The sequence below is a fragment of the Oleiphilus sp. HI0066 genome (assembly GCF_001635725.1).
This window is the reverse complement of record NZ_LWFH01000977.1, coordinates 1-987: the sequence shown is the minus strand read 5'-3', so window position 1 is coordinate 987 and position 987 is coordinate 1. Positions and strand designations below refer to the sequence as shown.

The window sequence follows — 987 nt, the reverse complement described above, 5'->3', positions numbered from 1 at the left end:
ACACCACTAATCACAATGTCTGTGATGCTTTCCGAACCATCCGCGTCAGGTTGACTAATATCAAGATTTAACGCGATCGCTGTATCTTCATCTCCACGTGCTGATGCCACTACGACAGCCTGTTCTGAAACGGGCAACACTTCTACATTAAAACTAATCGTGTCACTCACTTGGCTAACGAGGCCTGACTCAGGGTCAACATCATTCACCAATGCCGTCGCACTCAAGATAAAATCATCACTACTATGCGCCGGTGCTTGTATGGTTAGACTCGCTAAATCGTCAATATTCACGATCCAAACACCACTACCCTGATCGGCACCCGTTGAGAGCTGCGCGCCCTCCGGAACACCCTCGAAACGCACCGCAGTAATCGACTCAGAACCATCTAGATCGACAAGATCCGCCGTTATATCCAGGCTAATCGGTTCATCTTCGTTTCCGCTAATGTCGTTCGCTTGTAACGTTGGGACATCCGCCACTGGGATAACTGAAACATGATATTGTGCGGTGCTACTCGCTTCCGTAATCACACCACTATCTGGATCTTCCTCCTGATGCGTCACCATGACATCTAGCGTGAAGTTAGTACTGTCATGCAACGGAGGCGTTAACGTCAGCGCTGCTAGATCCTCAGCCAATACGGTCACTGTATCATCAGCATTGACCGTACCGTGGCTAAACACTGCGCCGTCTGGCACTTGCGAGAACGTAACGCTAACGATACTTTCAGAACCATCTTGATCGACTAAAAGCGCTTGTATATCAATATTGAATGCAGTGTCTTCATTGATATCAACGTAACTATCAAGCAGTGTCGCCGTATCCACGACCGCGTTAACCTCAACATCCATCGTCGACAAGGTCTCAGACGTACTCACCTCTCCTGTCTCAGGATCGACATCTGCCACGCTCGCCAACACCGATAAGCTGAAGTCTTCGCTATCATGCAACGGTGGCGTAATCGTTAGACCGACCAACTGATCG

General features: G+C 49.0%; 1 protein-coding gene. It reads right to left on the bottom strand.

Annotated features, from left to right (window positions below; translation table 11 throughout):
* The coding region (locus tag A3738_RS31035) for a hypothetical protein (RefSeq protein WP_197473813.1) at nt 1-987 on the bottom strand (987 nt) is incomplete at both ends.